The sequence below is a fragment of the Yoonia vestfoldensis genome (assembly GCF_002158905.1).
GTDB lineage: Bacteria > Pseudomonadota > Alphaproteobacteria > Rhodobacterales > Rhodobacteraceae > Yoonia > Yoonia vestfoldensis_B.
This window is the reverse complement of record NZ_CP021431.1, coordinates 3,501,342-3,526,790: the sequence shown is the minus strand read 5'-3', so window position 1 is coordinate 3,526,790 and position 25,449 is coordinate 3,501,342. Positions and strand designations below refer to the sequence as shown.

The following is a 25,449-nucleotide window of genomic DNA, read 5'->3' as shown; positions in this document are numbered from 1 at the left end:
TGCCATGTGGTCTGGCCCGCGGAACCTGTCCACCGCGATGATGTATGCCTTTGGCAACCGCGCCGATTGCGCGATCTGGGACGAACCCTTCTATGCGCCCTATCTGGCCGCGACCGGTGCCGACCATCCGCTGCGGGCCGAGATCATCGCCGCCCATGAAACCGACCCCGCCGCGGTGGCGCGACGCTGTTTAGACACTATCACAGGGCAAAAGCCGCATTTTTACATGAAACATATGCCGCATCACATGATCGCGGGCTTTCCGCTGGATTGGGCGGCGGATTGTGTGAATGTGCATCTGATCCGCCATCCCGCGCGGGTGATCGCCAGCTATGGCGCCAAGATGGATCACATCAGCCTAGAGGCGATTGGCTATCCCCAGCAGGCGGCCCTGTTCGACAAATTGGGTGGCGTGGTGATCGACAGCGCCGATATCCGCGCCGACCCCGCAACCATGCTGCGCAAGCTTTGCGCTGCCATCGGGCTGGATTTCGACCCAGCGATGCTGCATTGGCCCGCAGGCCCAAGGGCCGAGGACGGCATCTGGGCCAGCCATTGGTATAACGCCGTGCATCAAAGCACGGGGTTTGCCGGGGCAGAGGGCGATTTGCCGGAACTCGCGGGCGAGGCCGCGCAGCTATGCCGCGACGCCATGCCGTTTTACGACAAACTGGCGGCTGTCAGGCTTTAAGCCTTCAACAATTCGCCCAGTTTCAGCGCGATCCGGGCATCGCCGGACACTTTCAGCTTGCCCGTCACCACGCCGGTCATCGGGTTCAGCTTGCCTTTGACCAGCTTGGCCAGATTGTCCAGCGTGATGCGGATCGTGCAATCGGCGGGGCGGTCGATGGTGGACGTTGTGTTGTTTTCCAGCACGACGACCCCGTCAACCCCGCAATCGAATTTCAGCGACCCCTGCAACGGCGCGTGATCGACGCCCCGTTGCAGCAGGGCCGTGATCTCGGCCAGCGTCATTTCAGGCGGCGTGCGCGCGATGCCAGCAGCTTCAGCCGCAACGCGTTCAACTGGATGAACCCCTGCGCATCTTTCTGGTCATAGGCACCGGCGTCATCCTCGAAGGTGACATGCGCTTCGGAATAAAGCGACCGGTCGGACCAGCGCGCCACGGTGCTGGCGGACCCTTTGTAAAGCTTCACCCGCACGGTGCCGGACACATGTTCCTGGCTCTTGTCGATCAGGGCCTGCAGCATCTCGCGTTCGGGGCTGAACCAGAAACCGTTATAGATCAGTTCGGCATAGCGCGGCATGATGCTGTCTTTCAGATGGCCAGCACCTGAATCCAGCGTGATCTGCTCGATCCCGCGATGCGCCTCCAGCAAAATCGTCCCACCCGGCGTTTCATAGATGCCGCGCGATTTCATCCCGACAAAGCGGTTTTCCACCAGATCAAGCCGCCCCACACCATGCTTGCCCCCGAGTTCATTGAGCTTCGTCAGGATCGTGGCGGGCGACATGGCCTCACCATTGATCGCCACGGCATCGCCACGTTCAAAGGTGATTTCCACCATTTCGGGCGTATCGGGCGCATCTTCGGGGGCGACGGTGCGCTGATAGACGTAATCGGGCGCTTCCTGACCGGGGTCTTCCAGCACTTTGCCTTCGGAGGAGGTGTGCAGCAGGTTCGCATCCACGCTGAACGGCGCTTCGCCGCGCTTGTCCTTGGCGACAGGGATCTGGTTTTTCTCGGCAAATTCCAGAAGCTTGGTGCGGCTGGTCAGATCCCATTCGCGCCAAGGCGCGATCACCTTGATATCGGGGTTCAGCGCATAGGCGGCCAGTTCGAACCGCACCTGATCATTGCCTTTGCCAGTGGCACCATGGGCGACCGCATCGGCCCCTTCGGCAGCGGCGATTTCGACCAGGCGCTTGGAGATCAGCGGCCGCGCAATGGATGTGCCCAGCAGATAAAGCCCTTCATACAGCGCATTGGCGCGGAACATCGGGAAGACGAAATCGCGGACGAATTCTTCGCGCAGATCCTCGATATAGATGGATTTCGCACCCATCATTTCGGCCTTGGCGCGGGCGGGTTCCAGTTCCTCGCCCTGACCCAGATCGGCGGTGAAGGTCACGACCTCGCAGCCATATTCGGTCTGCAGCCATTTGAGGATGATGGAGGTATCAAGGCCACCGGAATAGGCCAGAACAACTTTTTTAGGGGCGGTCATGCAAGCAGCCTTTGCGTCAATATGTCTGGTCTCGCGCGATAGCGGGTTTCGTGCCGATGGGCAAGGATGCGCCCCGATCCTGCTGCGTCTGCGACGCAGAAGGGCCTCCGGCGGGGATATTTTGGCTCGGAAGAAAAGCGGTGTTCTGCATTTGAATAAAAGTTGCGCGACTTGCGGACCGTTTCTTCCATCTTCCGAGAAGAAAATATCCCCGCCGGAGGCTCCGAGATATCCCGCGCCACAATGTTCGTTGGAATGCGCCTAGGCGTGTCGCGCCACAAAGGCGGCATCGCCGTCATTGTAGAGTTCCGACAATGCCTCGGTCGGGGACATCCAGATCGCCAGATGCCCCGGTTCACGCGGCGGGCCGGCCGTGCGGGCGCACTGGCTGGGCCAGATAGATATGGCACAGCTTTTCCGCCCAGAGGTCGTATTCCGGCATGAAGGTGAACCGCCGGAATGTGCCCAGCTTGCGGGGGGCGGCGATACGGTATCCGGTTTCTTCGAACACTTCGCGGTGCAGCGCGCGCAGCGGGCTTTCGCCGGGGTCGATGCCGCCGCCGGGCAATTGCACCTCGTAATGTGGGTCGCCTTGATAGGTCAGCAATAGCTTGCCACCGCGCGGCAGGATCGCATAGGCCCCGGCGCGTGTTCTGTAGCGCTGGCCACTTTTCGGGACCGTGCCGTATCGTTTGATCATGGCTTGCCTCTTGGACGCCGGGTTGCCCCGCCTATATAGGCGCGGTATGCCAATTCCTGACAGTTAAGGAAAGCCCATGAGCCTCAGCGCCAAAATCGCTTGGGACGATACCGTCCTGCCGTTCCAACTTGATGCATCCGACATTCGCGGTCGGGTCGCGCGCCTTGATGGCGTGCTGGAACAGGTGTTGAAGCAACATGATTATCCCCCCGTGATCGAGGCTTTGGTCGCCGAAATGGCGCTGTTGACCGCGTTGATCGGGCAGACGATGAAATTGCGCTGGAAATTGTCCTTGCAGGTGCGCGGGTCGGGGGCGGCGCGGTTGATCGCCACCGATTATTATGGCCCGACCGATGACGGCCAGCCCGCGCGAATCCGCGCCTATGCGTCCTATGATGCCGACAGGCTGGACCATGACGCCGAGCCGTTCAGCCATGTTGGCAACGGCTATTTCGCGATCCTGATCGATCAGGGCGAAGGCACGGCCCCTTATCAGGGGATCACGCCCTTGGCGGGCGGGTCGCTGTCGGCCTGCGCGCAGACCTATTTCGCGCAATCCGAACAGATCCCGACCCGTTTCGCGCTGACCTATGGCCGCAGCCAGACCCCCGGCGAGGCCGCGCATTGGCGTGCGGGTGGTGTGATGTTGCAGCATATGCCCAAAGCCTCGCCTTTCGCCACGGGCGAGGGCGGGTCGGGCGAGCAGGGTTTGCTGGCAGCGGTTGATCTTTTGTCCGACGACGAAGGCGAAAACTGGACCCGCGCCAATGTGTTGCTGGATACGGTCGATGATCTGGAACTGATCGGGCCCAGCGTCACCCCGACCGAATTGCTGGTCCGTCTGTTCCACGAGGAAGGGCCGCGGGTCTATGACGCCCAGCCCATCACCTTTGGCTGCACCTGTTCCGAGGACCGCGTCCGGCAAAGCCTGTCGATCTATTCGGCCAAGGATATCGCCACGATGACCACAGACGAAGGCACCGTCACCGCCGATTGCCAGTTCTGCGGGGCGCATTATGTCTTTGCGCCGGAAACCCTTGGGTTTGAAGCCAAGGATGCCAGTGCCTGACCTGCATCAGCGCCTGTTGGATGCGCTGTCCCGCGAGGGGCGCGCATCCAGTGATTTCGACCTTAACCAAGATATCGCGCTGCCGCAGGTGCAATTGACCCCTGCGGCGGTCCTGTTTGCCGTGCGGGCCGAGACGGAAACCGTGATCCTGACCAAACGGTCGGCGCGGTTGAAACATCATCCCGGCCAGATCGCCTTTGCCGGTGGCAAGCAGGATGCGGGTGATCTTTCGCTGACCGCCGCCGCCCTGCGCGAGGCGCATGAGGAAATCGGCCTTTCGTCCGATCAGGTCGATGTATTGGGCGTCTTGCCGCCGCATCAGACGGTGACGGGCTATCTGATCACGCCTGTGCTGGCGATTGTGCATGGCCGTTTTGACGCCAGGCCAGAGGCGAATGAAGTCAGTGAAGTGTTCGAGGTTCCCTTGGCCCATCTGATCAACCCCGCGCATTACCGCACCGAAGGCCGCCATTGGCAGGGGCGCAAGCGGCTGTATTACACGGTGCCTTTTGGGCCTTATTACATTTGGGGTGCGACCGCGCGTATCTTGCGTGCTTTCGTGGACCGCGTGTCATGACACGCGTGACGGGCGCATGGTTGACCAATCCGGCTGCGCAGCAGCTGTGCCGCGTGTTGACGGATGCCGGATATCAGGCGTGGTTTGTCGGCGGTTGCGTGCGCAACGCGCTGTTGGGCGCGCCTGTCGCCGATCTGGACCTGACCACCGATGCGCGGCCCGATGTCGTCACACAGCTTGCCAAGGCGGCGGGGTTGAAGGTGATCCCAACCGGGATTGACCACGGAACAGTCACTGTTATTGCCCAAAACACCCCTTTCGAGGTCACCACCTTTCGCCGCGATGTGGCCACGGATGGCCGGCGCGCTGTCGTCGCCTTTGCCGATAACATGGCCGAGGATGCCCGCCGCCGCGATTTCACGATGAATGCGCTTTATGCCGGACCGGATGGGATGGTGGTCGATCCTTTGGGCGGTTTGCCTGATCTGTTCGCCCGCCGCGTCCGGTTTATCGAGGATGCGGATCAGCGGATCAAAGAAGATTACCTGCGCATCCTGCGGTTTTTCCGGTTTCATGCCTGGTATGGCGCGGATGGTCTTGATCCGGACGCGCTGGCCGCTTGTGCTGCCAATATTGACGGGCTGGCCAGCCTGTCGCGCGAAAGGGTCACGGCAGAGATGTTCAAACTTCTCTCTGCCCCTGATCCGGCCCCTGCCGTGGCGTCGATGGCGGCGGCGGGCGTTCTGGCGCAGATATTGCCGGGGGCGGTCGCGGCACCGCTTGCCGTTCTGGTCCATATCGAGGGCGCGGCGGGTCTAGCGCCATCGGCCATTCGCCGTCTGGCTGCGCTGGGCGGTGATCCTGCGGGCGCGTTGCGTCTGTCCAAACGCGATGCGCTGGCGCTGGACCAGATCGCGTCCGATCTGCCCTTGCCAGAGCTTGCCTATCGCCACGGGTCCGAGGCCGCGATCGACAAGGCGGCGATTATGGCGGCGGTTTTGGGGCAGGAATTAGACACTAACATTGGCAAAAACGCGCATTTCGCGGCCGATCAGACCTTTCCTTTGCAAGCCGCTGACCTGATGCCTGACCTGCGCGGACCAGCCTTGGGGCAAGCGATGAAAAAGGCCGAGTCCGCTTGGATCGCCTCTGGTTTCACGCTGACAAAGGCTGAATTGCTCCGACACTTGCGCGGGTAGTTTTCCTTTCGCGCAAACCTCTGTATCAGGAAGCTCTACATCCCAAGGCTGAAATCATGTTCCGGTTTTTCGAAGACCTGGTCGATCCCTATACAGCGTATCAGGAGACCGACACGCCGCCACAGCGGCTCTTTGCATTTCTGCGCGCCTATGCAGAACCGTTCCGCGTGGTTTTCTGGGTTACGGGGGCGCTGTCTGTCGTTGTGGCGGCGGTGGAAATCTGGCTGATTTCCTATCTGGGGCGGCTGATCGACATTCTGCAAAGCGGCACCCCGTCCGAGGTCTGGGCGCAAAGCGGGGCCGAACTGATCCTTGTGGCGCTGTTCATCCTGACCTTGCGCCCTGCGGTGCATGTGTTGCAGGTCATGCTGCTGAACAACACGATCCTGCCCAATTTTGGCACTTTGGTCCGCTGGCGGGCGCATCGCCATGTGCTGCGCCAGTCTGTCGGCTGGTTCGAGGATGATTTCGCCGGCCGCATCGCCAACCGCATCATGCAGACCCCGCCCGCCGCGGGCGAGGTGGTGTTCCAGCTGTTTGACGCGATCACCTTTGCCATTGCCTATATCATCGGGGCGATCATCCTGTTGGGCGATGCCGATATGCGGCTGATCCTGCCTTTGCTGGTCTGGCTGATCCCCTATCTGTTCCTGCTGCGCTGGGTCGTGCGCCGGATCGGCCCCGCATCCGAGGCATCGTCGAACGCGCGCAGCGTGGTCACGGGGCGTGTCGTAGACAGCTATACCAATATCCATTCGGTCAAGATGTTCGCGCATCACGACACCGAGATCGCCTATGCCAAGGACGCGATCGAAAACGCGCGCCGGACGTTCCAGCATGAAATGCGGCTTTATACATTGATGGATGTGGTGCTGATGGTGCTGAACGGCGTGTTGATCGTGGGTGTCGTTGGCTGGGCGATCTGGTTGTGGGGGGGTGGCACGGCCACGTTGGGTGTGGTTGCGGTGGCGACATCGCTGACCCTGCGGCTGAATGCGATGTCGGGCTGGATCATGTGGGCGATCAGCAACTTTTTCCGCGAACTTGGCGTGGTGGCCGAAGGGATGCAGACCATCGCGCAGCCCGTCACACTGCTGGACCGGACCTGCAATGAATTGCAGGTGACGGGTGGGGCCGTCACGATCAGTGATCTGTCGCATCATTATGGCCGCGACAAAGGCGGGCTGGACCGGATCAATCTGCAGATCGCGCCGGGTGAAAAGGTCGGGCTTGTGGGCCAGTCGGGCGCGGGCAAATCCACCTTGGTCAAACTGCTGTTGCGGTTCTATGACATCGAACAAGGCAGCATCGCCATCGACGGACAGGACATCGCCAAGGTCAAGCAAGACAGCCTGCGCCGCGCCATTGGCATGGTGCAGCAGGATTCCTCGCTCTTGCATCGCTCGGTGCGCGAAAACATCCTTTATGGCAATCCGGGTGCCACCGAGGATCAGATGATCGCCGCTGCCCGTCAGGCCGAGGCGCATGATTTCATCCTGCGTCTGCAGGATAGCGAGGGCAACCAAGGCTATGCCGCGCGCGTGGGCGAACGCGGTGTCAAGCTGTCGGGTGGCCAGCGCCAGCGGATCGCGCTTGCACGCGTGATGTTGAAGGATGCACCGATCTTGCTGTTGGACGAAGCGACCAGTGCGCTAGATAGCGAGGTAGAGGCCGCCATCCAGCAGACGCTTTACGGGATGATGGCGGGCAAGACGGTGATCGCGATCGCGCACCGGCTTTCGACAATCGCGCAGATGGACAGGATCATCGTCATGGACCAAGGCCGCATCATCGAGGATGGCACGCATGACGCGTTACTGGCGCAGGGCGGCCAATATGCGCGGTTCTGGGCGCGCCAATCGGGCGGGTTTCTGGGGCAGGATTCATCGTGAAACCGGAACGCTGGATCGACCCTTTTGAACGCGCCGAAGGATCACCGCCACAGACGCTGATGGCGTTTTTGCGCTGGTGTCTGGGCGGGGCCTTGCCTGTGATCGGCTTGGGCGCTTTCGTCTCTGCGCTGGCGGGCCTGCTGGAGGTTGCCACGGCGCTGATGCTGGGCTGGGTGATCGACGCTGCCGTTGGCAGTCAGGCGCAATCCTATTTCAGCACGAATCTGTGGTTGCTGGTCGGTGTCGGCGCGTTTTTCGTGATCTTGCGGCCGATCATTCTGGGCCTGTCGGGGATGTTTCAGGGCGTCGTGCTGGGGCCTGCGCTGAACAATCTTGTGCTGTCGCGGCTGCACCGGCATTCGCTGGGCCAGTCGGTCACGTTTTTTGACAATGATTTCGCGGGGCGGATCGCGCAGAAACAGATGCAGGGCGCGCGGGCGACGACGGATTTCGTGGTCGATATGATCCAGACGGTTGCCTATGCGCTGGCCTCGCTGGTTGGGTCGGTCGTGTTGCTGCTGACGATTGATTACCGCACGGCGGGTGTGCTGGCGCTTTGGGTGCTGGCCTATGTCTGGCTGATCACCTTTTACATGCCGCGCATCCGCATCCGGTCGCAGGCGCGCGCGGCCAAACGGGCGATGGTGACGGGGCAGGTCGTCGATACGATCACCAATATCAAGACGGTCAAGCTGTTCGCCCATGACGCATTCGAGGATCGCGCCGCCACCGATGCGATGGAAACCTATTGGGGATCGGCCGTGCATTTCGGCTGGCTGTCCACATCCTTCCGGTTTTGGCTGATGGGGCTGGGCGGGCTGTTGCCCGTGCTGCTGGTGGGCACGACGCTTTATTTCTGGTCGGTGGGTGCGGCCACGGCGGGGGATATCGCCGCTGCCGGTGCCATTTCGCTGCGTCTGGCGCAGATGACCGGCTGGGTCAGTTTTACGCTGATGGGTATCTACGCCAATGTCGGCGAGATCGAGGATGCGATGCAGACCCTGTCGCCTGCCCATCAGCTGGTTGATGCGCCAAGCGCCGTTGCATTGCAGCCCAAGGGCGGCGCGATTGAATTGCGCGATGTGACCTTCAGCTATGGGGGCGGGCCGGGGGGTTTGGACCATGTCAGCCTGTCGATTGCATCCGGTGAAAAGCTGGGGATCGTCGGCGCCTCGGGTGCGGGCAAATCCACGCTGGTGGCTTTGCTGTTGCGGCTTTACGACACCGAACAGGGCCAAGTGCTGATCGACGGTCATGACATCCGCGACGTGACGCAGGAAAGCTTGCGCCGCCAGATCGCGATGGTCACGCAGGAAACCGCGATGTTCAACCGGTCTGCCCGCGATAATATCCGTTACGGCAAACCCGAGGCCACGCAGCAAGAGGTCGAGGCAGCGGCGATCAAGGCCGAGGCGCATGACTTCATCCAAGGCTTGCGCGATTTCAAAGGGCGCAAAGGGTATGATTCCCATTTGGGCGAACGCGGCGTGAAACTGTCGGGCGGCCAGCGCCAGCGCATCGCCATCGCCCGTGCGATCCTCAAAGACGCGCCGATCCTTGTGCTGGACGAGGCGACCAGCGCGCTGGATTCAGAGGTCGAGGCCGCTATTCAAGAATCGCTTGATATCATCATGGACGGCAAAACCGTCATCGCCATCGCGCACCGGCTGTCCACTTTGGCGGTGATGGACCGGATCGTCGTGCTTGACGGCGGGCGCATTGTGGAACAAGGCACCCATGCCGATCTATTGGCCAAGGACGGGCTTTATGCCCGCTATTGGAACCGGCAGTCGGGTGGGTTCATCAATGTGCAGGATGCTGCGGAATAAATGCTGACAATCGAAAGCCTGACCCATTTGGGGCTTGGCCGCGCCTCGGATGGCCGGTCGCTGATCGCGCGCGTGCTGCCGGGCGAGGAAATCGACGTGGCCCAGGACGGGACCATGCGGATCGTCACGCCTTCGGTTGACCGGGTCGCCGCCCCTTGCCGTCATTTCAAGACCTGTGGTGGCTGTGCGATGCAACATGCCAGCGATGATTTCGTGGCCAGCTGGAAACAGGATATCGTCGCGCGTGCGCTGGCGGCCCATGGTCTGCATCCTGCGTTTCGTGCTGTTGCCACCTCGCCCGTGCAATCGCGGCGCAGGGCCAAATTCGCGGGACGCCGCACCAAAAAGGGTGCGCTGGTGGGCTTTCACGGCAAGGCCTCGCATGTCTTGATCGATGTGCCGGATTGTCAGCTGGTCACGCCTGCGCTGCTGGCGGCCATGCCCGCCTTGCAGGAATTGACCCTGCTGGCCGCATCCCGCAAGGGCGAGGTTGATCTGACCGTCACCGAAACAGCGCTGGGCGCGGATGTGCTGGTCGGCACCGACAAGGACCTGACGCCCGATCTGCGCGTGACCTTGGCCGCTTTGGCCAATGCGCATGGCCTGTCGCGGCTGGTCTGGAACGACGAACCCGTGGTCACGATCAACCCGCCGCATCAGGATTTCGGCGGCACCAAGGTCACACCGCCCCCCGGTGCGTTTTTGCAAGCGACCAAGCAGGGCGAGGCTGCGCTGCTGGCCGCGGTGGATGAGATCACGCAAGGTGCCGCGCGCATCGTCGACCTGTTTGCGGGCTGCGGCACCTTTACCCTGCCGCTGGCTACCCGGGCCGAGGCTCATGCGGTGGAATCTGATTCTGCCATGCTGACCGCGCTCGACCGTGGCTGGCGTGCGGGCCGCAGCCTGCGCAAGGTCACCACAGAGGCCCGCGACCTGTTCCGCCGTCCGCTGGAACCCGACGAGCTTGGCAAATATGATGCTGCCGTCATCGACCCGCCCCGCGCGGGGGCCGAGGCGCAGATCGCGGCGCTGGCAAGATCCGACATCAAGACCATCGCCATGGTTTCCTGCAATCCGGTGACATTCGCCCGCGACGCCAAGGTCCTGGTCGATGCCGGTTTCGCCATGCCTTGGGTGCAGGTGGTGGACCAGTTCCGCTGGTCGCCGCATGTGGAAATCGTGTCACCGTTCACACGAAAATGACCCCTGCGACATCAATGCCGCTAGGTCGCGCGAAATTTTTACCATAAGCATGGCCAAAAGCGGCATGATAGACCGCGTATTTGGGCAGTGACATGATTTCAAGACGTTCAATGATGATCGGCGCCGCAGCAGGCGTCGCAGGCTGTTCTGCTGTGACAGAGCCGGATATCCCGACCTATTTCGGTCCCGATGTCACGCGGATTCAGGTGTTCAAGGAACAGCGCAAGATGCAGCTGCTGCATCACAACAGCCTGTTGCGGCAATATGATGTCGCGCTTGGGTTCAACCCGCGCGAGCACAAGCAGCAAGAAGGCGACGGGCGCACGCCCGAAGGGGCCTATCTGATCAACCGGCAGAACCCCAACAGCCGGTTTCACCTGTCGATCGGTATCTCTTATCCCAATGCCGATGATGTGGCGCGCGCCCGCGCGATGGGTGTCCATCCGGGCGGGGATATCTTCATCCACGGCACGCCGTCGCCTTGGGTCGGGATACCGGATTGGACCTGGGGCTGCATCGCTGTCAGCAATACCGAAATGGACGAGGTCTATTCCATGGTCCGGCTGGGCACCAAGATTTTCATCTATGCCTGACGGGCGGGGCCTGACCCTGTCAGGATAACCCGCCAGCCAAACCGGGGGCCGCGCCCATATTCAGCACCCACCACAATTTGCTGGCCGGTTCCTGGAACCAGGAAAAGCCCATCAACCGCGCCTCGGGGTCCATGATCACTGCGCGTGTGCGTTCGTCATTCATCCAGGCGGTCAGGGTCGCAATTTCGGATTCGTAGGATTCCGAGATCGTCTCGCCCAGGAACCGGCCTTGGAAACCGGCACGGCGCGCGCGCAGCACGGGGCTGGACCCATCGGCACCGAACAGCCAGGGCCGGTTCTGGATCGACATGTCGCGCGCATGTGTCGCTGCCGCCGCATTCAATTGCGGGTCAAGCGCGACCGGCGCAAGCCGTCCCGCCTGACGCAGCGCATTGACGCTGTCGAGCATGCGGAACTTGACCGTCGCTTCTTGGCCGGGTGCAATGATATAGGCGGTCGGCAGAGGCAGCCCGTCAGGGCCCAATGGCCGGTTCGTCGTTGCACAAGCGGAAAGACTTGTTCCGACAAGGCCGAAAAGCATCGTGCGTCTGTCCATCTGGATACTCTTTGTTGCGGGTCAACGTCGTTTAGCTGCATTGGACCCCGACTACAAACAAAGTTCGTCACGCCGGGCCAGGCTGCGGCGGATTGCGGCGCGCCGGTGCGCGGCTGCTGGTCAAGACGGTGCCTTCCGTGTCGCAGACCAGGCGCAGCCTTTGCCCGGCATACCAAAAGGTCAGCCTGATCCTGCCTTCATCCGCATCCACACCGGTTTCTGATTGGCCGGTGATCTCGCCCGAGCGCATCTTGCCGGGCACCTCGGCAGCCGCGATGCCCAGCAAGGGGCCAAGATCCGCAGCATCGACGGTGAAACCGTTTTCTGTCCTGCGTATCTTCACCTTGCGTCCTTTCTGTCAGCCCAGCCAGCCCTTGAGGTTCTTGTCGATCACGCCGCAGAGCGCGTCGATATGCGCGGCATCATCGTTCAGGCAGGGAATATAGGTGAAATGTTCGCCGCCGGCCTCTTCAAAGCTTTCCTTGATCTCTTCATTGATCTCTTCAAGCGTTTCGATGCAATCGGCGGAAAAGGCGGGCGCGCAGACAGCGATATGGCGCAGGCCGTCTTCTTCGGCCAGGCGCGCGACCTCTTTGACGGTATAGGGTTTCAGCCATTCCTCTGGGCCGAACCGCGACTGGAAGGTCGTCTTGATCTGGGTATTGTCCCAGCCAAGCCGTTCTTTCAGCAGGCGCGTGGTTTTCTGGCACTGGCAATGATAGGGATCGCCTTCGCGCAGATACCGTTCCGGCACACCGTGATAGGAACAGATCAGCATCTCGGGCTTGATCTCGATCTCGGCATAGGCCTTTTCGATGGATTGGGCCAAAGCCTCGATATAGGCCGGTTCCTCGAAATAGGGTTCAACGACCCGCGCGATGGGCTGCCATTTTTCATCCATCAGCGCGCGGAAGAACTGGTCATTCGCCGTGGCCGATGTGGCCCCCGCGTAATGCGGGTAAAGCGGGAAGAACAGGATCTTGGTGCAGCCTGCCTCGACCATTTCGCGCACTTTGGACTTGGTCGACGGATTGCCATAGCGCATGCAGAAATCAACGCGCACATCATCGCCGTAGCGGTCCACCATCTGTTTGCGGATCGCGGCTGTCTGCGCCTTGGTGATCGTCATCAAGGGGCTTTCGTTCGCCTCTTCGTTCCAGATGGATTTATAGGCCGCCCCCGAGGAAAACGGCCGTTTGGTCAGGATCACCAGTTGCAGCAGCGGCTGCCAGAGCCATGCGGAATAATCGATGACCCGCTTGTCGGACAGAAATTCGTTCAGATAGCGGCGCATCGACCAGTAATCCGTCGCATCCGGCGTGCCAAGATTCGCAACAAGAATCCCGACCCGCGCGGGTTTGATCGCGGGGTGATCCTTGTTTGCATGAACAGGACAGGTCGCAGGGCGTTCCGTCTCTGCGGGTGATTGTGCATCGAACATGGTCATGACCCTTTGGTTATCGTCATTTGAGCGGCTTTTAAATATCTTACGTTCCAAATCAATCCTTGGACCTGTCGAGCTGTATTTCTTTTGCCCCCAAAGCATCGGCCAAGCGGCTTTTTGCACTGCCGGGGCGCAGGGGCTGGGGCTGGCTGTCTGCGGGGGCCCAGCCGGTCAGCATGATGATTTCAAACGTGGCATCCACGCGGTTGGCGGGATTGCGGTAATGCTGCGCATAGATACTGGCGGCCTGCGTCAGCACCTTGCGCCGTGTCATTGACCGCAGACGCTGGGTCAGGGCATTGGTTTCACCCATCTTGCGCAAATCATGCATCAGATGGAACATATTGGCATAGCTGACCGTCGTTTTGGCCCCATCCGCCACCGGCAGCGCCAGCCCGGCACGTTGCAGCAAGGCGCCCAGATCGCGGATCTCGCCCATCGGGGCCACGCGTGGCGACAGCCCGCCGGTGACAGCGGTTTCCGCCTCGGCCAGGGCGATGCGCAGTTCATGCAGGGTCTGCCCGCCAAGACAGGCCGCCAGCAGCAACCCGTCTGGCTGCAAGGCATGGCGGCATTGCACCAATTGCCCGACCGGATCATTGGCCCAATGCAGCGCCATCACATGCAGCACCAGATCATGCGCGCCGGGGGTCAGCGCCAAAAGGTCATCATCGGCCACGATCACCGCCTGCGGATAGCGCGCGCGCCAGAAATCGGGGAAACCGGTCACGATGGCGATTGATCTAAACGATCTGTTAACCTCGATCAGTCTTTCCTGAATTTCATCTGCGATGATCTGATGCAGGAACAGATGATCCGGCAGCGCGCGGGCGCGATGCCGCGTCAGGGCAGTCCGGTCAACAAGAGGCGGCGGCATGGTCATGTCGCCCATGTAGGGTGCAATGATGCGGATGCAAAGCGTGATCAGGGCGATCTATCCGGCGCAATGCGTCGCATGCGAGACTCAGACACAGGCTGAAAACGGGCTTTGCGGCAGCTGCTGGCGTGAAACCCGGTTCATCGACGGCACGATCTGCGACAGCTGCGGCACGCCCCTGCCCGGTGAGAGCGATGGCCAGCGGCTGCAATGCGACGATTGCATGGTCATCGCGCGGCCTTGGGACCGGGGACGTGCGGCGCTGATCTATACCGGGATCGGGCGCAAGCTGGTGCTGGGGCTGAAACATGGCGACCGCACCGACCTGGCGCAGCCAGCGGGCCTGTGGATGGCGCGGCTGGCGCGGGCCTTGATCCATCCCGACACAATCGTCGTGCCGGTCCCGCTGCACCGGCTGCGGTTGGTGCGGCGGCGCTATAACCAGGCCGCCTTGCTGGCGCAGGTCATCGCGCGCGACCTGCAACGGCCTGTCTGTGTCGATGCGCTCCTGCGCCCGCGCAAGACCGCCCCTTTGGAAGGACATAGCCGCGATGCCCGTTTTGCCGCGCTGTCCGGCCAGATCACCGTGCACCCGAGACAACAGGCGCAGATCGCGGGCAAACATGTGCTGTTGGTCGATGATGTGATGACCTCTGGCGCGACATTGGCGGCCTGCACAGAGGCGCTTTTGCACGGCGGTGCCGCAGGGGTTTCGACGATAACACTGGCACGCGTCGTCAAGGATGCCTAAATCACGCATGACACAGCCAAAGGAGACCTGTCATGCGACACGTCGAGATCTATACAAAACCCACCTGCGGTTACTGCCATATGGCCAAGCGGGTTCTTAGCGCCAAAGGCGTCAGTTTCACCGAGGTGAATATCACCGCCCAGCCCGAAAAACGCGCCGAGATGATCCAGCGCGCCAAAGGCAGCAGCACCGTGCCGCAGATCTTCATCGGGGATCAGCATCTGGGCGGCTGCGATGATCTGATGACATTGGACCGGCAAGGCAAGCTCGACGCGCTTTTGTCGGCATGAAGGCGGGGCTGGTCCAGCTTTGCGCGGGCGATGATCCTGTCGCCAATCTGGCCGCCACGCGTGACCTGATCACACAGGCGGCGGCGCAGGGCGCGGGTTTCGTGCTGACACCCGAGGTCACGAATTGCGTCTCGCAGGACCGGGCACATCAGCGCGACGTGCTGCAACATGAAGAGGATGACATCACCCTTGCGGGCTTGCGCGCCACGGCACGGGATCTGGGCATCTGGCTGTCGATCGGATCGCTGGCGCTTAAGACGGGCGATGCAGATGGTCGTTTTGCGAACCGGTCATTCCTGATCGACCCGACAGGTGCGATCATGGCCCGCTATGACAAGATCCATATGTTCGACGTGGATGTCTCGGCCACCGAAACCTTTCGCGAATCAGCTGGTTACCGGCCCGGCGACAAGGCCGTGCTGGCCCAGACCTCGTTCGGCACGCTTGGCCTGACGATCTGCTATGATATCCGTTTCCCCTCTTTGCACCGCGCGCTGGCCCAGGCCGGGGCCGATATCCTGCTGGTGCCTGCGGCCTTTTCGCCCGTCACCGGGGCGGCGCATTGGGAACCTTTGCTGCGCGCCCGCGCCATCGAAACCGGCTGCTATGTGCTTGCCGCCGCGCAGACGGGCGACCATCCGATCAGCCGGGGCAAGCCGCGCCAGACCCATGGCCACAGCATGGCGATTTCCCCCTGGGGCGAGGTTTTGGTCGATATGGGCGCCAAAACCGGCATCGCCATTGTTGATCTTGACCTCGCGAAAGTGGCAAGGTCGCGCCAGCGCATTCCGGCGCTGACCCATGATCGCTCTTTCAAAGGTCCCTGATGCCCGACAATGCCACCAGCCTTGCCGTTTCCTTGTTCAGCGAAATCCTTGCCGTGGATCAGCTGGCGCGCGCCTCCGTGGCCAAGGTGCTGCCCAAGGGCATGGAATTGTCGCATTTTTCGGTGCTGAACCATCTTGCGCATAGCGGTGCCGAACGCTCGCCCGCGCAATTGGCCAAGACCTTTCACCTGACGCGCGGCGCCATGACCAATACGCTGCACAAACTGGAATGGGCCGGCTGGGTGCATATCCGCCCCGATTGGGACGATGCCCGCCGCAAGATGGTATCCATCAGCCCCTCGGGCCTGTCCGCCCGCGACGCGGCCATCGCCGCCATCGCGCCTGTTATCGCCGAAGCGGTCGCCAAGGTGGGCGAGGAAAAGGTCCGCATCGCCCTGCCTGTCCTGCGCGAAATGCGGCTCAAACTCGGTCAGATCGACTAGGCCGCCCATCTTCCGAGCGCGTCAATTCGCGCAAGCGCGATTTGACGTGATCCCCGCCGGAGGCATAAAAGTTCTTTGGAACCCACCTCAGCCCTTGGTCGCGGCAGTCACATAATTTACCGACAGGTCACGATCACTGATCGCCCAGGTGAACCGCAGCGGATTGAACACGAATCCCTTGCGGTCCACCGGAGTCAGCCCGGCCTGTTCCAGCAGCGCGAATAATTCATCGGGCGTGATGAATTTCGTCCATTCATGCGTGCCCTTGGGCAGCCAGCGCATCACCCATTCCGCGCCCACAATCGCCATGGCGAATGATTTGGGGTTGCGGTTGATGGTCGAACAGATGTGCAAACCGCCCGGTTTCAGCAATTGCTGGCAGGCCGTCAGATAGCCAAGCGGGTCTGCCACATGTTCCACCACTTCCATGTTCAGCACGACGTCGAATTCTTCGCCGGCCTCGGCCAGCGCTTCGGCGGTGGTGTGGCGATAATCGATCTCCAGCCCCGATTGCGCGGCATGGACCTGGGCCACGGGGATATTGCGCTCGGCCGCATCGGCCCCCACGACCACAGCCCCCAGCCGGGCCATCGGTTCACAAAGCAACCCGCCGCCGCAACCGATATCCAGCAACCGCAGCCCCGCGAAAGGCGCAGGCCCTTGCAGATCACGGCCGAATTCCGCCGCGATCTGGCGGGTGATGTAATCGAGCCTCACCGGATTCATCATATGCAGCGGCTTGAACTTGCCGTTCAGATCCCACCATTCGGCGGCCATCGCCTCGAATTTGGCGATCTCGGAGGGGTCAACGGTGTTGGTTGCGGACATTTTCTTGGCTCCGGTGATTACGGCGGTCATGGTTTCTTGTTTCATTCCGCGATATAGGGTGGCTATGGACAAAGTCGTAGGACAAAAGCGCCAGGGTGCCCACCTTTATCCCCCCGTCGATCCTTTTGATCAGCGGGTGCTGGATGTCGGCGACGGGCACCGGCTTTATGTTGAACAATGCGGCAATCCGGACGGTATTGCGGTTGTCGTGCTGCATGGCGGGCCGGGTGGCGGCTGTAGCCCCGCGATGCGCCGTTACTTTGACCCGGCGATTTTTCGCATCGTGCTGTTTGATCAGCGCGGCTGTGGCAAATCGCGCCCGCATGCCAGCGTGACCGCGAATACGACGTGGCACCTTGTCGCCGATATCGAACAGATCCGGCAGGCCCTGGGCATTGATCGCTGGATCGTTTTTGGCGGATCATGGGGGGCGACGCTGGCCTTGATCTATGCCCAGGCGCATCCGGACCGGGTGGCCGCGCTGACCCTGCGGGGTGTCTTCTTGATGACCCAGCCAGAGCTGGATTGGTTCTATGGCGGTGGCGCGGGCAAATTCTGGCCCGATCTTTGGGCGCGCTTTGCCGGCATGATCCCCGAGGATGAACATGGCGATCTGATCGCTGCCTATCACCGCAGGTTGTTTTCCGGCGATCTGCCGCTGGAAACCCGCTATGCCCGCGCCTGGGCGTCATGGGAAAACGCGCTGGCCGCGATGGATAGCGACGGGCTGACCGGCGAAAGCCCTGCCGATTACGCCCGCGCCTTTGCCCGGCTGGAAAATCATTATTTTCACAATGCCGGTTTTCTGTCGGCGGATCAGCAAATTCTGCATCCCGCGCAAATGGCAAAGATCGCAGGCATTCCCGGCATCATCGTGCAGGGACGCTATGACATGATCTGTCCGCCCGTTTCGGCCTATAAATTGGCGCAAGCCTGGCCCAAGGCGCGGCTGGTCATGATCGGCCGTGCGGGGCATGCGCTGTCCGAACCGGGCATCAGCGCGGAACTTGTGCGCAGCATGGATATGCTGGGGACGCAGCGGGTCAACCTGGGGCTTTGATCTTTACAGACGCTGTGCAGCCGCTAAAGTCCCACTTAGTAAATGGGGAACTATTGGTTTGGGCAATGTCCTGACAATCATTCTACAACGGCTGGCACTTGGACTTTTGACGCTTCTGGTTGTGTCGGTTCTGATCTTTGTCGCAGTGAACCTTTTGCCCGGTGACTTTGCGCAATCCATCCTGGGCCAGGGCGCGACACCCGAATCCGTCGCCGCGATCCGCCGCGACCTGGGCTTGGACCAGCCGATGGTGACGCGGTATTTCAGCTGGCTTGGCGGTGCTTTGCAGGGCGATTTCGGGTCGAGTTTCGCGCAGGCGAGCTTTGCCAATTTCACCGGCTCTGATTCAGGTGCAGGCAGCGTTGCGCAACAGATCGGCCCGCGTTTCGCCAATACGATGTTCCTGGCCGCCGTCAGTGCCGCCATCGCCGTGCCTTTCGCCATCGTGCTGGGCGTGCTGGCTGCTCTTTACCGCAATTCGGTCTTTGATCGTGCCACCAACATCTTCACCCTGTCATCAATTTCCAGCCCCGAGTTTTTTCTGGCCTATGTGCTGATCCTGTTCTTGGCGGTGCTGAACCCGATCCTGCCTGCCGTGTCCAACATCTTTGCGGATATGTCCTTCAGCGAAAGGCTGGAAAAGACGCTGCTGCCTGCGCTGACGCTGACGCTGGTGGTGACGGCCCATATGATGCGGATGACGCGGGCGGCGATCATCAACCTGCTATCGTCACCCTATATCGAGATGGCGCGGCTGAAAGGCTTGTCGCCCTTGCGCGTGATCGTGCGTCATGCGCTGCCCAATGCGCTGGCGCCGATCATCAATGTCGTGGCGATCAACCTGGCCTATCTGATCACTGGCGTTGTCGTGGTCGAGGTCGTTTTCGTCTATCCCGGCATCGGGCAGCTGTTCGTGGATAGCGTGAAATTCCGCGATATCCCCGTGGTGCAGGCCTGCTGCCTGATCTTTGCGGCGGCCTATATCCTGCTGAACCTGACAGCCGATATCATGTCGATCCTGTCCAACCCGCGGCTGAGGCATCCCAAATGATCTGGTTCGCTGCGGCATTGCTGGGGTTTGCGGCCTTGGCCTGGGGGTTCCGCTTTGCGGGGCAAGCAGCAACGGGCCGCGCCCCCTATTTCCGCGACATGACCTTTGGCGTGGCTTATGGCTATATCCTTGCGGTGGCGGCGCTGGTCTGGCTGGTCTGGGCCTATATGCAAGGGCGCAGCCCTGATCCGGCGGTCGCCAACAAGTTCTTTTTCCTGCGTATCGCGGTCGAAGGCTTTATCATCTTTGCCATTGCCGCCTGGCTGTTTCGTGCGCTGGGGCGCAGCATCGGTACGCCACAGACCAAACGCCTGTTCCGGTCCATGCCGCTGACGGCGGCTTTCGGGATCATGATGATCCTGATCTATGTCTTTGTCGCGGTTTTCGCGTCTTTCCTTGCGCCATATGGGCAGGCCGAGATCATTCGGGGCGTGCCGGCCAATATCATGCCGGGGGGCGATATCGCGCTGGGCGGCAACCCCGATTTCCCGCTGGGCACCGACCAGATCGGCCGCGATATCCTGAGCCGTCTGATCTATGGCGCGCAGAATACGGTGGGCATCGCCTTTGTCACCACGGTGATCGCGTTCCTTTTGGGCGGCAGCATGGGCTTTCTGGCGGCGACGCTGGGGGGCTGGCTGGATCAATTGCTGTCGCGGATCGTCGATGTGCTGATGGCGATCCCGTCGCTGATCTTTGCGCTGTTGCTGATGACCATCGCCAGCGTCTGGGCGCCGCGTCTGGGCATCCCGCAGACCTATTTCATGATCCTGATCATCGCGGTGATCGACAGCACCCGCGTTTACCGGCTGGCGCGGGCGGTCGGGCAGAATATCGTGGTGATGGATTACATCGAGGCGGCCAAGCTGCGCGGCGAAGGCATGGGATACCTGATGTTCCGCGAAATTCTGCCCAATGCCACCGCCCCTTTGCTGGCCGAATTCGGGCTGCGGTTCTGTTTCGTGTTCCTGACCATCGCGTCGCTGTCGTTTCTTGGCGTGGGGATCCAGCCGCCACTTGCCGATTGGGGCACCATGGTGCGCGATCTGGGCGGTTTCGTGAATTTTGCGCAATTCGCGCCGATGGTGGCAACCCCGCCGCTGCTGGCGGCCGGTGCGATTGCGCTTTTGGCGGTGGCGGTGAATTTCGTGGTGGATTGGATGCTGCACAAATCCTCGGGGTTGAAGGACTGACATGACCCAAGCCCCTGACACCACGCCTCTGGTCAAGATCCGCGATATCCGGATCGACGGTCGCAGCGATGAGACATGGCTGCCCATCATCAAGGGCGTGAACCTGACCCTGCAACGCGGGCAGGTGCTGGGGCTGATCGGGGAATCCGGCGCAGGCAAATCCACGCTGGGGCTGGCCGCGATGGGCTATACCCGTGACGGTGTGCGGATCAGCGGCGGCAGCGTGGAATTCGACGGGATCGACCTGCTGACAGCCTCGGCTGCGGTCAAGCGTGACCTGCTGGGCAAGCGCATCGCCTATGTCGCGCAATCGGCAGCGGCCAGTTTCAACCCCGCCCACCGCCTGATCGACCAACATGTCGAGGCACCGGTGCAGCACGGTATCGCCGGGCGCAAGGACAGCGCCGAGGATGGCATCGCGCTTTATCGCAAGCTGCGTCTGCCCAACCCAGAGGAAATCGGCTTTCGCTATCCGCATCAGGTCTCTGGCGGGCAATTGCAGCGCGCGATGACCGCGATGGCAATGTCCTGTCGCCCCGATCTGATCATCTTTGACGAACCGACCACCGCGCTGGATGTCACCACCCAGATCGAGGTGCTATCGGCGATCCGTGACATTGTTGCGCAATATAACACCGCTGCGATCTATATCACCCATGATCTGGCGGTCGTCGCCCAGATGGCGGACCGGATCAAGGTGCTGCTGCGCGGCGAAGAGGTCGAGACCGCCGATTCTGTGGAAAAACTAACGTTTGCGAGCGCAGAAATAGCTGTTCCAAATCCGGCGCGAGCGCCTTTTCTATCAGGCTTTGCGTATTTGCTGCGGTGCAGGAAATATCTTGGCGAGTTTGCGAAGGTTTTGGGCGGTTGCGGCGAGGAGGAATTCGTCATTTGCACCGCATGGACCACGTAATCGAAGCCGGCTCAGGCCGAGAATACGTTTGAGGTGGGCAAAGAGCATCTCAACCTTCTTCCTGAGCTTCATCGCAATCGCGTATTCATCCGTTTTGGCCAGATCTCTGGCAACTTGACGGGCATCTTCGTGTTCTTCACGGGTGATCGATCTGGCGTCGGCATTAGGGCAGCACTTCGGCTTGGATGGGCAAACCTGACAGGTCAGCTTCAGCGCACGATACTTCGCGGTGCCCTTGCCCGTCGGGCCTCGGTTCGGGTCGGAATAATTACGGCGGAACTGCTTGAGCCCGTGCCCCTCGGGGCAGATGTATTGGTCGTTCTGCGCATCCCAGTCGAAATCTGTGCGTGTCCAGGTCCCATCGGGGCGTCCGGCCTTGTCGATCACAGGGATGTAGGGATCGATCTTGCGATCCACGAGCCAGCCGAGCATTGGGCCTGAGCCATAGGCAGTGTCGGCGATCATCCAGTCAGGAACCAGGCCAAACTTGTCTTTCACCCGCGTCAGCATGGTTTTTGTCGATCCAACCTCGGCTTGCCGGATGGAGCGGGTGGGTTCCACATCCAAGATGACACCGTGATCCGTGTCGATGAGATAGTTGTCGGAATAGCTAAAGAAAGCAGGGCCTTTGCGGGCTGCTGTCCACTGACTGGCGGGATCAGAATGCGAGGTAAACTTGGGCTGCACCTCGCTTGCTGCGCCAAAGGCTGCCTTGTCCAGTGTGTCGAGATACTCGCGGACGGCGCGGGGCGCATCCGCCGGGTCTATGCTTGCCGCGTGCCAGTCTTCCTTCGGCGTGGAGTTCTGCTTGTTGGCATCCGCTTCAATCAGGCTGGCATCAACCGCCATGCGCTGGCCGCTGACCAGACCTTCGGCGATGCAACGCGCGACAGTCGTCTCGAACAGGTGGCGCAGAAGTTCGCTGTCGCGAAAACGCCCATGCCGGTTCTTGGAAAACGTCGAGTGATCCGGGACACGATCGATCAGATCGAGGCGACAAAACCAGCGATACGCGATGTTCAGATGGACCTCTTCGCAGAGCCGCCGCTCTGAACGGATGCCGAAACAGTATCCGACCAGCAGCATCCGGATCAGCAGTTCGGGATCGACCGACGGGCGGCCCGTATGACTATAGAACTCCGCCAGATGGGCACGGATGCTGCTCAGGTCGACGAAGCGGTCGATGGATCGCAGCAGGTGATCCGTGGGAATGTGATCCTCGAGCGAAAACTCGTAAAACAGCGCCGGTTGCGCTTCCTGCCTCGGTCCCATCATCGCCGATCCTCCCCTCAATTACAGGAATTGAATCAGTAGTTCAGCTCTCGATCAAGGAAGAGTTTTTCAACAAAATACGCCGATACCCGCACCATGCTGGATGCGCCGACGCAGGACTATACCAAATCGCTCTGGGCGGTGCGCAGCTTTGAACGGCCTGCGAAACCCGCCGTGCAGACGGGTGCCATCCCCCTTGTCAGCATGCAAAAGGTCGATGCCGCCTATGGCAAGGTGCCGGTGCTGCATGATGTCAGTTTCGATATCCACGCAGGCCGCACCGTTGCCGTCGTCGGCGAAAGCGGTTCGGGCAAATCGACCGCCGCACGGTGCATCACCGGGCTTTTGCCGCCGACATCGGGGCAGATATTGTTTGATGGCGCGCCCCTGCCCGCCCATTACCGCAAGCGCAGCAAGGACCAGCTGCGCCAGATCCAGATGATCTATCAGATGGCCGATACCGCGCTGAACCCGCGTATGAGCATCGGCCAGATCATCGCGCGGCCCGTGCAATTCTACCTTGATCTGACCGGCAAGGCCAAACGTCAGCGCGTCTGCGCCCTGCTGGAACAGATCGAGCTGGACCCGGCGGAATATTACAATCGCCTGCCCTCGGAATTGTCGGGCGGGCAGAAACAACGCATCGGGATCGCGCGGGCGCTGGCCGCCGAGCCGCGCTTTATCATCTGTGACGAGGTGACATCCGCATTGGACCAGCTGGTCGCCGAAGGGATCCTGCGGCTTTTGGCACGGTTGCAGGACGAGCTGTCCCTGTCCTATATGTTTATCACGCACGATCTGGCGACGGTGCGGGCCATCGCGGACGAAGTTGTCGTGATGAAAGATGGCCATGTCGTCGAACAAGGCCCCAAGGCCGAGATGTTCCGCCCGCCGCATCACGCCTACACCGACCTTTTGCTGTCGTCGGTGCCGGAAATGGACCCTGATTGGCTGAGCAATCTGCTGGCCGAACGGGGAGTTGATAATATCGGTGATGCAGCCGTTACTAAACTTTGATCGAATCGTGGTCCAAGAGGCCGATACTGCGCAACAGGGAGAAAGAAAAATGACTGGAATTAGCAGACGCGGATTGCTGAAAACGGGCGTCGCCGCAGGCGTGCTTGGGCTTTCGGGCATGCCGCTGCGCGCGCAAAGCCGGGGTGGCAAGTTCACCGCTGGCCTGAGCGGCGCAAACACATCGGACAGTTGGGACGGTCGGACACATTCAGACGTGTTCATGATCTCGGCAGCTTTGGGCGGTGTTTTCGACGCGCTGACCGAAGTGGCCGCCGACGGGTCGCTGCAAGGCGAGCTTGCGACAAGCTGGGAAGCCAGCCCCGATGCCAAGGTCTGGACCTTCAACCTGCGTCAGGGTGTGACCTTCCACAATGGCAAGCCCTTTGGCGCCGATGATGTGATCGAATCGCTGCAACTGCATGTTGCCGAAGGCTCGAAATCCGCCGCTCAACCGCTGGTCGCCGCGATCACCGAGATGCGCAAGATCACCGACCATCAGGTGCAGTTCACGCTGGAAGCAGGCAATGCCGACTTCCCCTATCTGTTGTCGGATTATCACCTGCTGATGTATCCCGCAGGCCAGATCGAAGAGGCCATCGCCCAAGGGATCGGCACGGGTCTTTACGAAGTCGTGTCCTTCGATCCGGGCGTGCGTTTCGTCGGGCGTCGCTATGCCGACCATTACAAGGGTGACAGCGCCGGTTTCTTTGACGAGGTCGAATTGATCGCGATCAACGATAACACCGCGCGGATGAACGCGCTGCTGACCGGCCAGATCGACGCCGTGAACCGGATCGATTTCCGTCTGGAACCGCTGTTGCGCGCCAATCCGAATGTCCGCATCCAGGAAGTAACCGGGAACCAGCATTACACTTTCCCGATGCTGACCCAGTCCGCACCTTTCAACGATGTGAACGTGCGCCGCGCGTTGAAATACGGTGTGGACCGTCAGGAAATGGTCGACAAGATCCTGCTGGGTCACGGCAAGGTCGGCAACGACAGCCCGATCGGCCCCGCAAACCAGTATTACCATGCCGAGATGGAACAGCTGGAATACGATCCAGACCGCGCCAAATATTACCTGCAACAGGCCGGGCTTGATAATCTGAACATCGACCTGTCGGCCTCGAACGCGGCCTTTGAAGGTGCGGTTGATGCGGCCCAGCTTTATCAGGCATCCGCCGCCCCTGCCGGGATCAACATCAATGTGATCCAGGAACCTGCGGACGGCTATTGGTCGAATGTCTGGCTGGTGAAACCGTTCTCGGCGTCTTACTGGACGGGCCGGTCCACCGAAGACTGGATGTTCTCATCCGCCTATGAGGCAGGTGTTCCGTGGAACGACAGCCAATGGGATAATGCACGGTTCCAGGAATTGCTCTATTCCGCACGGGCCGAGCTGGATACCGACAAGCGGCGGGAACAATATTACGAAATGCAGCAGATCCTGCGTGACGATGGCGGCGTGATCATCCCGATGTTCGCCAATTTCGTGCAGGCTGTCAGCAACCGCGTCGTGACCCCCGATACAGTCGGCAACACCGCGCAGATGGACAACAACCGCATGCTGGAACGCTGGTCGCTGGCGTAAATCGCCTGCACCTTATGAAACGCCCCGCCCTGATCGGCGGGGCGTTTTGCATTGCCCTTGCAGTCCCGCGCGACACGGCCTATATCATCCCCAATAGCGGCGTCTTGGCTTCCACCCCCAAGGTTCCACCGGGAAACATCAACGG

Annotated in this window: 24 protein-coding genes and 3 pseudogenes; 18 read left to right on the top strand and 9 right to left on the bottom strand. The window is 61.0% G+C overall.

All coding sequences use genetic code 11. The annotated features are described in order from the left end of the window. Nucleotides 1–4 precede the first annotated feature (4 nt). Complete coding sequence (locus LOKVESSMR4R_RS17695; protein WP_237331843.1) at nt 5–691, top strand: HAD family hydrolase; 687 nt, start codon at nt 5–7, stop codon at nt 689–691. Here the strand turns inward: LOKVESSMR4R_RS17695 and LOKVESSMR4R_RS17690 are convergent. From LOKVESSMR4R_RS17690 to LOKVESSMR4R_RS17680, 3 genes and pseudogenes are all read right to left on the bottom strand, one after another. After that, a complete protein-coding gene (locus tag LOKVESSMR4R_RS17690) occupies nt 688–975 on the bottom strand; it encodes an SCP2 sterol-binding domain-containing protein (protein ID WP_087211471.1) in 288 nt (95 codons plus the stop codon). The two genes, LOKVESSMR4R_RS17695 and LOKVESSMR4R_RS17690, sit on opposite strands and share 4 nt — an antisense overlap. After that, the gene (locus LOKVESSMR4R_RS17685) at nt 972–2,189 is read right to left on the bottom strand and encodes an argininosuccinate synthase (RefSeq protein ID WP_087211468.1); all 1,218 of its coding nucleotides are present in this window, start codon (nt 2,187–2,189) and stop codon (nt 972–974) included. The genes LOKVESSMR4R_RS17690 and LOKVESSMR4R_RS17685 overlap by 4 nt, the downstream gene beginning before the upstream one ends. A 261-nt stretch (nt 2,190–2,450) precedes the next feature. Then, nucleotides 2,451–2,889, bottom strand: a pseudogene (locus tag LOKVESSMR4R_RS17680) (NUDIX domain-containing protein). 76 nt (nt 2,890–2,965) lie between these two features. Here LOKVESSMR4R_RS17680 and LOKVESSMR4R_RS17675 point away from each other — a divergent pair. The 7 genes from LOKVESSMR4R_RS17675 (at nt 2,966) to LOKVESSMR4R_RS17645 (ending at nt 11,191) form a co-directional block, all read left to right on the top strand. After that, the gene (locus tag LOKVESSMR4R_RS17675; RefSeq protein WP_087211465.1) at nt 2,966–3,958 is read left to right on the top strand and encodes an Hsp33 family molecular chaperone HslO; all 993 of its coding nucleotides are present in this window, start codon (nt 2,966–2,968) and stop codon (nt 3,956–3,958) included. After that, entirely contained in the window at nt 3,951–4,535 is a 585-nt protein-coding gene (locus LOKVESSMR4R_RS17670) for a CoA pyrophosphatase (RefSeq protein WP_087213527.1), read from the top strand. The genes LOKVESSMR4R_RS17675 and LOKVESSMR4R_RS17670 overlap by 8 nt, the downstream gene beginning before the upstream one ends. Then, the gene (locus LOKVESSMR4R_RS17665) at nt 4,532–5,674 is read left to right on the top strand and encodes a CCA tRNA nucleotidyltransferase (protein ID WP_087211462.1); all 1,143 of its coding nucleotides are present in this window, start codon (nt 4,532–4,534) and stop codon (nt 5,672–5,674) included. Before LOKVESSMR4R_RS17670 ends, LOKVESSMR4R_RS17665 begins: the two co-directional genes overlap by 4 nt. A 56-nt stretch (nt 5,675–5,730) precedes the next feature. Continuing rightward, nucleotides 5,731–7,566 carry an ABC transporter ATP-binding protein gene (locus LOKVESSMR4R_RS17660; RefSeq protein WP_087211459.1) on the top strand — a complete coding sequence of 612 codons (1,836 nt, stop codon included), beginning with the start codon at nt 5,731–5,733 and terminating at the stop codon, nt 7,564–7,566. Continuing rightward, nucleotides 7,563–9,395, top strand: coding sequence for an ABC transporter ATP-binding protein (locus LOKVESSMR4R_RS17655; RefSeq protein WP_087211456.1), 1,833 nt, complete (start codon nt 7,563–7,565; stop codon nt 9,393–9,395). Before LOKVESSMR4R_RS17660 ends, LOKVESSMR4R_RS17655 begins: the two co-directional genes overlap by 4 nt. After that, complete coding sequence (locus LOKVESSMR4R_RS17650) at nt 9,396–10,598, top strand: class I SAM-dependent RNA methyltransferase (RefSeq protein ID WP_087211453.1); 1,203 nt, start codon at nt 9,396–9,398, stop codon at nt 10,596–10,598. It begins immediately after the preceding gene. A 110-nt stretch (nt 10,599–10,708) separates the two neighbouring features. Further along, the gene (locus tag LOKVESSMR4R_RS17645) at nt 10,709–11,191 is read left to right on the top strand and encodes a L,D-transpeptidase family protein (protein WP_087211451.1); all 483 of its coding nucleotides are present in this window, start codon (nt 10,709–10,711) and stop codon (nt 11,189–11,191) included. Nucleotides 11,192–11,210: 19 nt separating this feature from the next. On the opposite strand, the gene LOKVESSMR4R_RS17640 is transcribed toward LOKVESSMR4R_RS17645, so the two are convergent. The 4 genes from LOKVESSMR4R_RS17640 to LOKVESSMR4R_RS17625 all read right to left on the bottom strand — a co-directional run bounded on the left by LOKVESSMR4R_RS17640 (nt 11,211) and on the right by LOKVESSMR4R_RS17625 (nt 14,083). Beyond that, complete coding sequence (locus tag LOKVESSMR4R_RS17640; protein ID WP_087211448.1) at nt 11,211–11,747, bottom strand: CAP domain-containing protein; 537 nt, start codon at nt 11,745–11,747, stop codon at nt 11,211–11,213. 67 nt (nt 11,748–11,814) lie between these two features. Continuing rightward, nucleotides 11,815–12,090 carry a DUF6522 family protein gene (locus LOKVESSMR4R_RS17635; protein WP_087211444.1) on the bottom strand — a complete coding sequence of 92 codons (276 nt, stop codon included), beginning with the start codon at nt 12,088–12,090 and terminating at the stop codon, nt 11,815–11,817. Nucleotides 12,091–12,105: 15 nt separating this feature from the next. Further along, the gene (gene hemH / locus LOKVESSMR4R_RS17630) at nt 12,106–13,194 is read right to left on the bottom strand and encodes a ferrochelatase (RefSeq protein WP_087211441.1); all 1,089 of its coding nucleotides are present in this window, start codon (nt 13,192–13,194) and stop codon (nt 12,106–12,108) included. Between the two features lie 52 nt (nt 13,195–13,246). Further along, nucleotides 13,247–14,083: an SAM-dependent methyltransferase gene (locus tag LOKVESSMR4R_RS17625; RefSeq protein ID WP_087211438.1), complete on the bottom strand. Its 837-nt coding sequence runs from the start codon at nt 14,081–14,083 to the stop codon at nt 13,247–13,249. A gap of 10 nt (nt 14,084–14,093) precedes the next feature. Between LOKVESSMR4R_RS17625 and LOKVESSMR4R_RS17620 the strand changes: the two genes are divergently transcribed. Genes LOKVESSMR4R_RS17620 through LOKVESSMR4R_RS17605 form a run of 4 tightly spaced genes read left to right on the top strand, consistent with a single transcriptional unit; the run spans nt 14,094 to nt 16,379 of the window. After that, nucleotides 14,094–14,819, top strand: a complete 726-nt coding sequence (locus LOKVESSMR4R_RS17620) for a ComF family protein (protein WP_087211435.1) — start codon at nt 14,094–14,096, stop codon at nt 14,817–14,819. Nucleotides 14,820–14,851: 32 nt separating this feature from the next. Continuing rightward, nucleotides 14,852–15,109, top strand: a complete 258-nt coding sequence (gene grxC, locus LOKVESSMR4R_RS17615; RefSeq protein ID WP_087211432.1) for a glutaredoxin 3 — start codon at nt 14,852–14,854, stop codon at nt 15,107–15,109. Then, the gene (locus LOKVESSMR4R_RS17610; protein ID WP_087211429.1) at nt 15,106–15,936 is read left to right on the top strand and encodes a carbon-nitrogen hydrolase family protein; all 831 of its coding nucleotides are present in this window, start codon (nt 15,106–15,108) and stop codon (nt 15,934–15,936) included. The genes grxC and LOKVESSMR4R_RS17610 overlap by 4 nt, the downstream gene beginning before the upstream one ends. After that, on the top strand, nt 15,936–16,379 hold the full coding sequence (locus tag LOKVESSMR4R_RS17605) for a MarR family winged helix-turn-helix transcriptional regulator (RefSeq protein WP_087211426.1): 444 nt from the start codon (nt 15,936–15,938) through the stop codon (nt 16,377–16,379). Before LOKVESSMR4R_RS17610 ends, LOKVESSMR4R_RS17605 begins: the two co-directional genes overlap by 1 nt. Nucleotides 16,380–16,466: 87 nt before the next feature. Here the strand turns inward: LOKVESSMR4R_RS17605 and ubiG are convergent, their stop codons facing one another. Beyond that, nucleotides 16,467–17,252 (bottom strand): bifunctional 2-polyprenyl-6-hydroxyphenol methylase/3-demethylubiquinol 3-O-methyltransferase UbiG, encoded by a 786-nt coding sequence (ubiG, locus tag LOKVESSMR4R_RS17600; RefSeq protein ID WP_087211423.1) that lies wholly within the window; start codon nt 17,250–17,252, stop codon nt 16,467–16,469. Nucleotides 17,253–17,271: 19 nt separating this feature from the next. On the opposite strand from ubiG, the gene pip reads away from it, so the two are divergent. From pip to LOKVESSMR4R_RS17580, 4 genes and pseudogenes are all read left to right on the top strand, one after another. After that, nucleotides 17,272–18,267 carry a prolyl aminopeptidase gene (gene pip, locus LOKVESSMR4R_RS17595; protein ID WP_087211420.1) on the top strand — a complete coding sequence of 332 codons (996 nt, stop codon included), beginning with the start codon at nt 17,272–17,274 and terminating at the stop codon, nt 18,265–18,267. 58 nt (nt 18,268–18,325) lie between these two features. Continuing rightward, nucleotides 18,326–19,318, top strand: coding sequence for an ABC transporter permease (locus LOKVESSMR4R_RS17590; protein WP_087211416.1), 993 nt, complete (start codon nt 18,326–18,328; stop codon nt 19,316–19,318). Beyond that, nucleotides 19,315–20,511 carry an ABC transporter permease gene (locus LOKVESSMR4R_RS17585; RefSeq protein WP_087211413.1) on the top strand — a complete coding sequence of 399 codons (1,197 nt, stop codon included), beginning with the start codon at nt 19,315–19,317 and terminating at the stop codon, nt 20,509–20,511. Before LOKVESSMR4R_RS17590 ends, LOKVESSMR4R_RS17585 begins: the two co-directional genes overlap by 4 nt. 1 nt (nt 20,512) lies before the next feature. Beyond that, nucleotides 20,513–21,247, top strand: a pseudogene (locus LOKVESSMR4R_RS17580) (ATP-binding cassette domain-containing protein); the annotation flags it as partial. A gap of 66 nt (nt 21,248–21,313) precedes the next feature. Here the strand turns inward: LOKVESSMR4R_RS17580 and LOKVESSMR4R_RS17575 are convergent. Next, the gene (locus LOKVESSMR4R_RS17575) at nt 21,314–22,699 is read right to left on the bottom strand and encodes an IS1182 family transposase (RefSeq protein ID WP_087209052.1); all 1,386 of its coding nucleotides are present in this window, start codon (nt 22,697–22,699) and stop codon (nt 21,314–21,316) included. Between the two features lie 78 nt (nt 22,700–22,777). Between LOKVESSMR4R_RS17575 and LOKVESSMR4R_RS17570 the strand changes: the two are divergent. Both LOKVESSMR4R_RS17570 and LOKVESSMR4R_RS17565 read left to right on the top strand, forming a co-directional pair. Beyond that, nucleotides 22,778–23,713: pseudogene (locus LOKVESSMR4R_RS17570) on the top strand (ABC transporter ATP-binding protein); the annotation flags it as partial. Between the two features lie 49 nt (nt 23,714–23,762). After that, complete coding sequence (locus LOKVESSMR4R_RS17565) at nt 23,763–25,304, top strand: ABC transporter substrate-binding protein (RefSeq protein ID WP_087211410.1); 1,542 nt, start codon at nt 23,763–23,765, stop codon at nt 25,302–25,304. The last annotated feature ends 145 nt before the right edge of the window (nt 25,305–25,449 follow it).

What these genes read in the sequence shown, in the direction of transcription:
- LOKVESSMR4R_RS17695 (WP_237331843.1), top strand. Translation starts at nt 5, where the DNA reads ATGTGGTCTGGCCCGCGGAACCTGTCCACCGCGATGATGTATGCCTTT.
- LOKVESSMR4R_RS17690 (WP_087211471.1), bottom strand. Translation starts at nt 975, where the DNA reads ATGACGCTGGCCGAGATCACGGCCCTGCTGCAACGGGGCGTCGATCAC.
- LOKVESSMR4R_RS17685 (WP_087211468.1), bottom strand. Translation starts at nt 2,189, where the DNA reads ATGACCGCCCCTAAAAAAGTTGTTCTGGCCTATTCCGGTGGCCTTGAT.
- LOKVESSMR4R_RS17675 (WP_087211465.1), top strand. Translation starts at nt 2,966, where the DNA reads ATGAGCCTCAGCGCCAAAATCGCTTGGGACGATACCGTCCTGCCGTTC.
- LOKVESSMR4R_RS17665 (WP_087211462.1), top strand. Translation starts at nt 4,532, where the DNA reads ATGACACGCGTGACGGGCGCATGGTTGACCAATCCGGCTGCGCAGCAG.
- LOKVESSMR4R_RS17660 (WP_087211459.1), top strand. Translation starts at nt 5,731, where the DNA reads ATGTTCCGGTTTTTCGAAGACCTGGTCGATCCCTATACAGCGTATCAG.
- LOKVESSMR4R_RS17650 (WP_087211453.1), top strand. Translation starts at nt 9,396, where the DNA reads ATGCTGACAATCGAAAGCCTGACCCATTTGGGGCTTGGCCGCGCCTCG.
- LOKVESSMR4R_RS17645 (WP_087211451.1), top strand. Translation starts at nt 10,709, where the DNA reads ATGATGATCGGCGCCGCAGCAGGCGTCGCAGGCTGTTCTGCTGTGACA.
- LOKVESSMR4R_RS17640 (WP_087211448.1), bottom strand. Translation starts at nt 11,747, where the DNA reads ATGGACAGACGCACGATGCTTTTCGGCCTTGTCGGAACAAGTCTTTCC.
- hemH (WP_087211441.1), bottom strand. Translation starts at nt 13,194, where the DNA reads ATGACCATGTTCGATGCACAATCACCCGCAGAGACGGAACGCCCTGCG.
- LOKVESSMR4R_RS17625 (WP_087211438.1), bottom strand. Translation starts at nt 14,083, where the DNA reads ATGGGCGACATGACCATGCCGCCGCCTCTTGTTGACCGGACTGCCCTG.
- LOKVESSMR4R_RS17620 (WP_087211435.1), top strand. Translation starts at nt 14,094, where the DNA reads ATGATGCGGATGCAAAGCGTGATCAGGGCGATCTATCCGGCGCAATGC.
- grxC (WP_087211432.1), top strand. Translation starts at nt 14,852, where the DNA reads ATGCGACACGTCGAGATCTATACAAAACCCACCTGCGGTTACTGCCAT.
- LOKVESSMR4R_RS17610 (WP_087211429.1), top strand. Translation starts at nt 15,106, where the DNA reads ATGAAGGCGGGGCTGGTCCAGCTTTGCGCGGGCGATGATCCTGTCGCC.
- LOKVESSMR4R_RS17605 (WP_087211426.1), top strand. Translation starts at nt 15,936, where the DNA reads ATGCCCGACAATGCCACCAGCCTTGCCGTTTCCTTGTTCAGCGAAATC.
- ubiG (WP_087211423.1), bottom strand. Translation starts at nt 17,252, where the DNA reads ATGAAACAAGAAACCATGACCGCCGTAATCACCGGAGCCAAGAAAATG.
- pip (WP_087211420.1), top strand. Translation starts at nt 17,272, where the DNA reads ATGGACAAAGTCGTAGGACAAAAGCGCCAGGGTGCCCACCTTTATCCC.
- LOKVESSMR4R_RS17585 (WP_087211413.1), top strand. Translation starts at nt 19,315, where the DNA reads ATGATCTGGTTCGCTGCGGCATTGCTGGGGTTTGCGGCCTTGGCCTGG.
- LOKVESSMR4R_RS17575 (WP_087209052.1), bottom strand. Translation starts at nt 22,699, where the DNA reads ATGATGGGACCGAGGCAGGAAGCGCAACCGGCGCTGTTTTACGAGTTT.
- LOKVESSMR4R_RS17565 (WP_087211410.1), top strand. Translation starts at nt 23,763, where the DNA reads ATGACTGGAATTAGCAGACGCGGATTGCTGAAAACGGGCGTCGCCGCA.